The organism is Protofrankia sp. Cj5, assembly GCF_917627405.1.
Taxonomy (GTDB): Bacteria; Actinomycetota; Actinomycetes; order Frankiales; family Frankiaceae; genus Protofrankia.
The window spans coordinates 1-5,898 of sequence record NZ_CAKJTO010000181.1 but is presented as its reverse complement, the minus strand read 5'-3'; the positions used below and the strand labels follow the sequence as shown (position 1 = coordinate 5,898).

Sequence of the window (5,898 nt, the reverse complement as noted above, 5' to 3'; positions counted from 1 at the left end):
GGCCTCGCGACACCGCTTCCCCCGCCCGCGCTGGTCGCGGGCGGGTCGGCGGACGCGACCGCGCGCTCGTCGCCGCGCGGCGTCCCGGCCGGCGGCTGGACGGCGCCCGCGCGGACCGGGACGGGCCCGGACGTCCCGGCGTCGGCGCTTACCGCCGCCGCGAACCAGCCCCCGTCCCATCCTGGAGCCACCCCGCCACCCGGCGGCGGCCCGGTGCCATCACCGAGCCGCAAGCGGTGGCCGTTCGCCGCGGCGGCGGCGGCGATCGTCGTCATCCTCGCGATCGTCGTGCCGCGGCTGCTCAGCGGCGGCAGCCCCGGCCCCAGCACCCCGGTCGCCCAGGAATCGAACAGCGCCTTTCCCGGGACGACCGGCCCGGCAACGACTGACCAGGCGACAGCCGGCCCGGCGACGACCACCTCGCCCACAACCGGTCCCGGGACAACCGAGCCGGCTCCCCCGGGAACAACCAGCCCGGCCACACCGTCCAACGCACCACAGGCCGCCGGGACGACCAACCTCTCCTCGATCAAGCCGGTCGGCACCGTGGCCGTCGTCGTGAGTACCGGGCCGGAGCAGATCGGGACAACCACCTACCCGTTCAGTGTCCGTCTTACCTGCAGCGGTTCTTACAATCCCAGCGTCACCTACAACGTTGCGGGGTATGCGTTCCTGGACGCGGTGATCGGCGTTCCCAATGACGCCACCAATGCGGCGGGTAACACCACGGCTCTCACGTTCGTCAAGGACGGCTCGACCCAGCTGGGCTCACCGATCAACATCGCTCTCGGGCAACCACAGCGGGTTCACCTGGACCTCCAGAGCGCCCAGCAACTGGTAGTCAAGTGCAGCCCCACTGTCAACGCCACCCACCAGGTGACCAACATGGATATCGCTATGGGTAACGCGACCATCGGCCCTGGAACCTCGGTCGCGGGCGGTACCAAGTCACCCTGACGACCGGCCTGGACAAGGCGGGCCGGTAACCCACCGGCCCGCCTCACCCGCCGACGGCGCGGTGCGCGGAAGGCTGGCAGCGGACATGCGCCGGGCGGCGGACAGCCGCGGCCGGCTCCCACGTGTCGACAGCACCAATGCCATCTACGCGGCAACTATCTGTCACCATCTGGATCCTGGTGGCGTCGGCGGTCAGTACACCGGCAGTGACTTGTCGACCTGGGTCGCCCAGGCGGTCACACCGCCTTGGACGTGCACCGCCGAGGAGAAACCCGCGGCCTTCAGCGTCGCCAAGGCCTCCGCCGACCGCACGCCGCTCTTGCAGTAAAGGACGACCCTGCGGTCCTGCGGCAGCTCGGAAAGGTGTGCGGGCAGCTCGCCCTTGGGGATGAGGCGCGCCCCAGGGATGCGGACAATCTCCCACTCGGCCGGCTCCCGGACGTCGACCAGCTCGATCGGCTCGCCGCGGTCAAGCCAGTCCTTCAGCTCGGCGGCGAGGATCGTCGAGCCGGCCACCGCCTGCTGGGCCTCGTCCGAAACGACCCCGCAGAAGGCCTCGTAGTCGATCAGTTCGGTGATGCTCGGGTTCTTGCCGCACAGCTCGCACTCGGGATCCTTGCGCACCTTGATCAGACGGTAGCTCATCTCGAGCGCGTCGTAGACCATGAGGCGACCGACCAGCGGGTCGCCGATCCCCGTCAGCACCTTGATCGCCTCGGTCGCCTGGATCGACCCGATCGACGCGCACAGCACACCGAGGACACCGCCCTCCGCGCAGGACGGCACCATGCCCGGCGGCGGCGCCTGAGGGTAGAGGCAGCGGTAGCACGGGCCGTGCTCGGCCCAGAAGACGCTCGCCTGGCCGTCGAACCGGTAGATCGACCCCCAGACATACGGCTTGCCGAGCAGCACGCAGGCGTCGTTGACCAGATAGCGGGTGGCGAAGTTGTCCGTACCGTCCACGATCAGGTCGTACCGGCTGAAAATCTCCATCACATTGGTGGTGTCCAGCCTGGTCTCGTGCAGGACGACGTCCACGTAGGGGTTGATCTCGCGGACGCTGTCACGGGCCGACAGCGCCTTGGAGCGTCCCACGTCCGACTGCCCATGGATGATCTGACGTTGCAGGTTGGACTCGTCCACCGTGTCGAACTCGGCGATGCCGAGCGTCCCCACCCCGGCGGCGGCCAGGTACATCAGGGTCGGCGAGCCCAGCCCGCCGGCACCGACGGCCAGCACCTTCGCGTTCTTCAGCCGCTTCTGGCCGGCCATCGCGACGTCCGGAATGATCAGATGCCGGGAGTACCGGCGGACCTCGTCGATGCTCAGGTCGGTCGCGGGCTCGACCAGGGGCGGCAGGGACACGATCTCTCCTCGCGGTCGCAGCGCTGAATCCATACATCCGACAACCTCGTCGGCCCCATCGTCGCAGGCTACGAACGCCCTCGTACAAGATCTCCCGATTGGGCCGCGCCGCGCGCCCGGTCGACGGGATCGCCAGCCAGCACAGCGCACGAGCGGGCACGGCTGTTCCCCGGCCAGCGGTCGGGAACGGGACCGCTCCAGACAGGCTTCGTGCACGGCCCGCGCCCGCGGCGGGTTCTCAGAGCGTGTTTGAGATCGTCATTCCGGCTCACCGCGCCCAGGTGCCCCCTGGCCGCGTTGTCGGCCACACCGAGACAACTCATCCGGTATCGCTTCGGCCTGCCGCCTTGCCAGGGGGCGCCTGGACGCGGCTCACTGATCGAAAGCCCGATCTCACACGCTCTCAGGCGCTGCGGCGGCGGCTTGCCGAACCCGTGGACCTCGCCGTGGCCCCCACCTTCTTCGCGCGCGTGCCGCGGCCGCCCGTGGCTTTCGGCTGGGTTTCCGCGTCCCCGCCGCTGGCGCCGTCCCCGGCGCTGGCACCGTTCCCGCCGACAGCACCATCCCCGCCGCTGGCACCGTTCCCGCCAGAACCCGCGCCGTGCGCCATCGAAGCTGTGTCCGGGGTGGTGCCGCTCGCGCCCGCGCCGGGCTCGGTGCCGGCGCCCGACCGCGCGCCAGCCCGGTTCCCCCGCGCCGCCGCCACGCTGGCCGTGAGCACGCTCACCAGATCACCCGCGGCGCTGACCGGCTGTCCCTCACCCGGCGGGGTCACCATCTCGTTCCCGGACACCTTCGCCTCGATGACGGCCTGCAACGCCGCCCGGTACCCGTCGGTGTACGGGGTCGGGTCGAAGTCCGCGGACAGTGTGTCGATCAGCGCCTGCGCCATGATCAATTCTTGCGGTCGAAGATCAACATGATCAATCAGGAACGGGAACTCCGGGGCACGCACCTCGTCCGGCCAGATCATCGTGGACAGGACGAACACCCCGTCGCGAACCCGCATGGTCGCCAGTTGCTCGCGCTGGCGAAGAGCGACCTTGACGAGCGCGATCCGCCCCGACTCCTCGAGCGCGTCCCGCAGGACCACGTACGGCCTGATCCCGGTCCGGTCGGGCTCGACGTAGTAGCTCCTGGCGAAATAGATCGGGTCGACCTGCCCCGGCGGGACGAACTCCAGCACGTCGATCGTGTGGGAGGTCGACAGCGGCAGGTTCGCGAAGTCCTCATCGGTGAGCACGACGGTCTCCCCGGACGGCAGCTCGTACCCCTTGGCGATCTCAGAGTACGGAACTTCAGCCCCGTCCGCCGCGGCCACCCGCTTGTAGCGGATGCGGGATCCGTCGTCGCGTCTCACCTGATGGAACGACACGTCCCGCTCTTCGGTGGCCGAGTAGAGCCTGACCGGAATCGAGACAAGACCGAAGGAGATCGCGCCTTTCCAGATCGATCGCACGCCCACCCCTTACCGTGAGTATTAGCATCTTCACGGAACGTTCCAATTTGCATGATCCCCGAATCGTCGATTTCCCTAAAAATCACGATTCATGCCCAACAAAAACACTCGCATCACAATGCTCTCCCACTCCGGCGAAGTATGGAAGGCGTATGGGTACAAGAGATGGACCCATGGCAGGCATCCGGGCACCGGGCCCGGCCCGATCGGGCAGCAGCCAGCCGGCGAACGGCTCATCGGGCGCGGGCCGACCGGACCGGATACCTACACCAGCTACCTGCGCCAGTGAACCGACCCGCCAGCGGCGCCGCCCATCAGGACAAAATGCCGTACCCGATGGCCAGTCATGATCTTTTGTCGATCAGGCGATCAGGCGATCAGGCGGCGTGTCTCCACCGGCACGCACCGATCATGCCGCGGGCAGCGGGACCCGCCCGGTCGTTTCCACCCCGCCGCCCGGGACAGGGCCGCGTTCTGCCAGCATCCGGCTGACCTGGTATTCATGGTGGGCGACATACCGGATCGAGTCGAAGAACACGGCGATCTTTTTGCCCCTTTGCCAGGTGCGGCCGGCGCGGAGATGCAAAGTTCCAAGACGTCCGCGCGGCCACCGCCTACCGACAGGCGATCACAAGCCGCAGGCGCTGACAGGAGGAAGCCATGAGCTCACCGACGGACCTCCCGCTCGATGTGCGTGACATTCTCGACCGTCCGGATGTGCCCGACGCCGATGCCGCGGAGCAGGCTCGCGAGATCTCGACCCGTGAACCGCCGGTGCCGCCGTCCGCATGGGCCTTCCCCCTCGAGGTTGCCGAGTACGACGCGGCGCAGCAGCGCATCGCCGTGGAGGACGAGGACGAGGACGAGTACCGGTAAGAACGACCGGCCGAAGACGGCGCAGCCAAGATTTTTCCTGCGCCGCCCACGGCCCCCGCATAAAAATCTTCAATCTGGCTCGGCTCGACCCGCCGATCAGGGTCCTGCCATGTGGGAAAGTAGCTGGCGAATGTGCCGATGGGCAGCGAAGGAGGTGCGTCGGTGACCGTCGGGCCGTCCGCACCGCAACCGCGGACAGGCAAGACCGCACGGCTGCCCCGGACAGCACGCAGGTTCCAGCTGCTGGGCGCCGCGCGCGAGGTCTTCGTTGCCCAGGGCTATCACGCGACCGCGATGGATGAGATCGCTGAGCGTGCGGGCGTCAGCAAGCCCGTGCTCTACCAGCACTTTCCCGGAAAACTTGATCTTTATCTGGCGCTGCTGGACGAGCAGGCCTACTCACTTCTGTCAAGCGTCCGCCGGGCGCTTGCCTCCACCACCGACAACCACACCCGGATCGCCCGGTCCATCGCGGCCTACTTCGACTTCGTCGACGATCCCAGCGGGGCCTACCAGCTCGTCCTCGAGTCCGACCTACGCAGTGAGCCCGCCGTCCGCAAGCGGGTGGAGAACAGCTTCACCGAGTGCGCGAACGCCATCGCCGCCGTCATCGCCGCGGACACCGGTGTCGGTCCCGGCGAGGCCGAGCTGCTGTCCATCGGGCTGGTGGGTCTCGCCGAGACGGGAGCCCGCTGGTGGCTGGTCACCGGTGGGACGGTGGAGAAGGAGCGCGCTGTGGCAACCATGGTCGAGCTCGCCTGGCGAGGCCTCGCCGGCTACCCGCGCCGCAACGTCGACGACGCCGACCCCGCGTCACCGGACCATGCCGACGAGCGGGAGGACTGACGCGCGGGAGGACTGACGCCTCCAGCGAACACGGCCGGGCCGCCTACCCCCCCGCCCGCCGCAGGCCCTATCGTGGCGACAGATCGCGCCAAAGCGCGATTGCCCTGGCTGGTCAATCGAACGCGGAGGTCATCGCTGGTGGAGGTCAAGATCGGCATCCAAAACGTCGGGCGTGAGCTGGTAATCGAAAGCAGCCAGTCGTCGGCGGATGTGGCCCAGGCGGTCGCTGACGCGATCGGGTCGGAGCTGGGCCTGCTCACGCTCGTGGACGAGAAGAGCCGTCAGGTCATCGTCCCGGTCGCGAAGCTGGCCTATATCGAGATCACCGAGGCCGAGACGCGTCGGGTTGGCTTCGGCTCGCTCTGAACTCGGTCAGTGCCGAAGCGGACCGCCAC

The 5,898-nt window shown here is 68.4% G+C and carries 7 protein-coding genes and 1 pseudogene; 5 read left to right on the top strand and 3 right to left on the bottom strand.

From position 1 onward, the window contains the following. Positions 1-957 (top strand): annotated as a pseudogene (locus MJ777_RS22050) (hypothetical protein); the annotation flags it as partial. A gap of 192 nt (positions 958-1,149) precedes the next feature. Here the strand turns inward: MJ777_RS22050 and moeZ are convergent. Together moeZ and MJ777_RS22040 are read right to left on the bottom strand one after the other, a co-directional pair. Then, the gene (gene moeZ, locus MJ777_RS22045) at positions 1,150-2,322 is read right to left on the bottom strand and encodes an adenylyltransferase/sulfurtransferase MoeZ (protein ID WP_239309566.1); all 1,173 of its coding nucleotides are present in this window, start codon (positions 2,320-2,322) and stop codon (positions 1,150-1,152) included. 403 nt (positions 2,323-2,725) lie between these two features. Further along, on the bottom strand, positions 2,726-3,781 hold the full coding sequence (locus MJ777_RS22040) for a Ku protein (protein WP_239377668.1): 1,056 nt from the start codon (positions 3,779-3,781) through the stop codon (positions 2,726-2,728). Positions 3,782-3,872: 91 nt separating this feature from the next. On the opposite strand from MJ777_RS22040, the gene MJ777_RS22035 reads away from it, so the two are divergent. After that, the gene (locus MJ777_RS22035; protein ID WP_239309562.1) at positions 3,873-4,070 is read left to right on the top strand and encodes a hypothetical protein; all 198 of its coding nucleotides are present in this window, start codon (positions 3,873-3,875) and stop codon (positions 4,068-4,070) included. Positions 4,071-4,190: 120 nt separating this feature from the next. Here the strand turns inward: MJ777_RS22035 and MJ777_RS22825 are convergent, their stop codons facing one another. After that, complete coding sequence (locus tag MJ777_RS22825; RefSeq protein ID WP_255724145.1) at positions 4,191-4,319, bottom strand: hypothetical protein; 129 nt, start codon at positions 4,317-4,319, stop codon at positions 4,191-4,193. A 122-nt stretch (positions 4,320-4,441) separates the two neighbouring features. On the opposite strand from MJ777_RS22825, the gene MJ777_RS22030 reads away from it, so the two are divergent. The 3 genes from MJ777_RS22030 to MJ777_RS22020 all read left to right on the top strand — a co-directional run bounded on the left by MJ777_RS22030 (position 4,442) and on the right by MJ777_RS22020 (position 5,869). After that, positions 4,442-4,657 (top strand): hypothetical protein, encoded by a 216-nt coding sequence (locus MJ777_RS22030; RefSeq protein WP_239309559.1) that lies wholly within the window; start codon positions 4,442-4,444, stop codon positions 4,655-4,657. 162 nt (positions 4,658-4,819) lie between these two features. Then, positions 4,820-5,503, top strand: coding sequence for a TetR/AcrR family transcriptional regulator (locus tag MJ777_RS22025; RefSeq protein ID WP_239309558.1), 684 nt, complete (start codon positions 4,820-4,822; stop codon positions 5,501-5,503). 138 nt (positions 5,504-5,641) lie between these two features. Beyond that, complete coding sequence (locus MJ777_RS22020; protein ID WP_239309556.1) at positions 5,642-5,869, top strand: DUF3107 domain-containing protein; 228 nt, start codon at positions 5,642-5,644, stop codon at positions 5,867-5,869. Positions 5,870-5,898 lie beyond the last annotated feature (29 nt).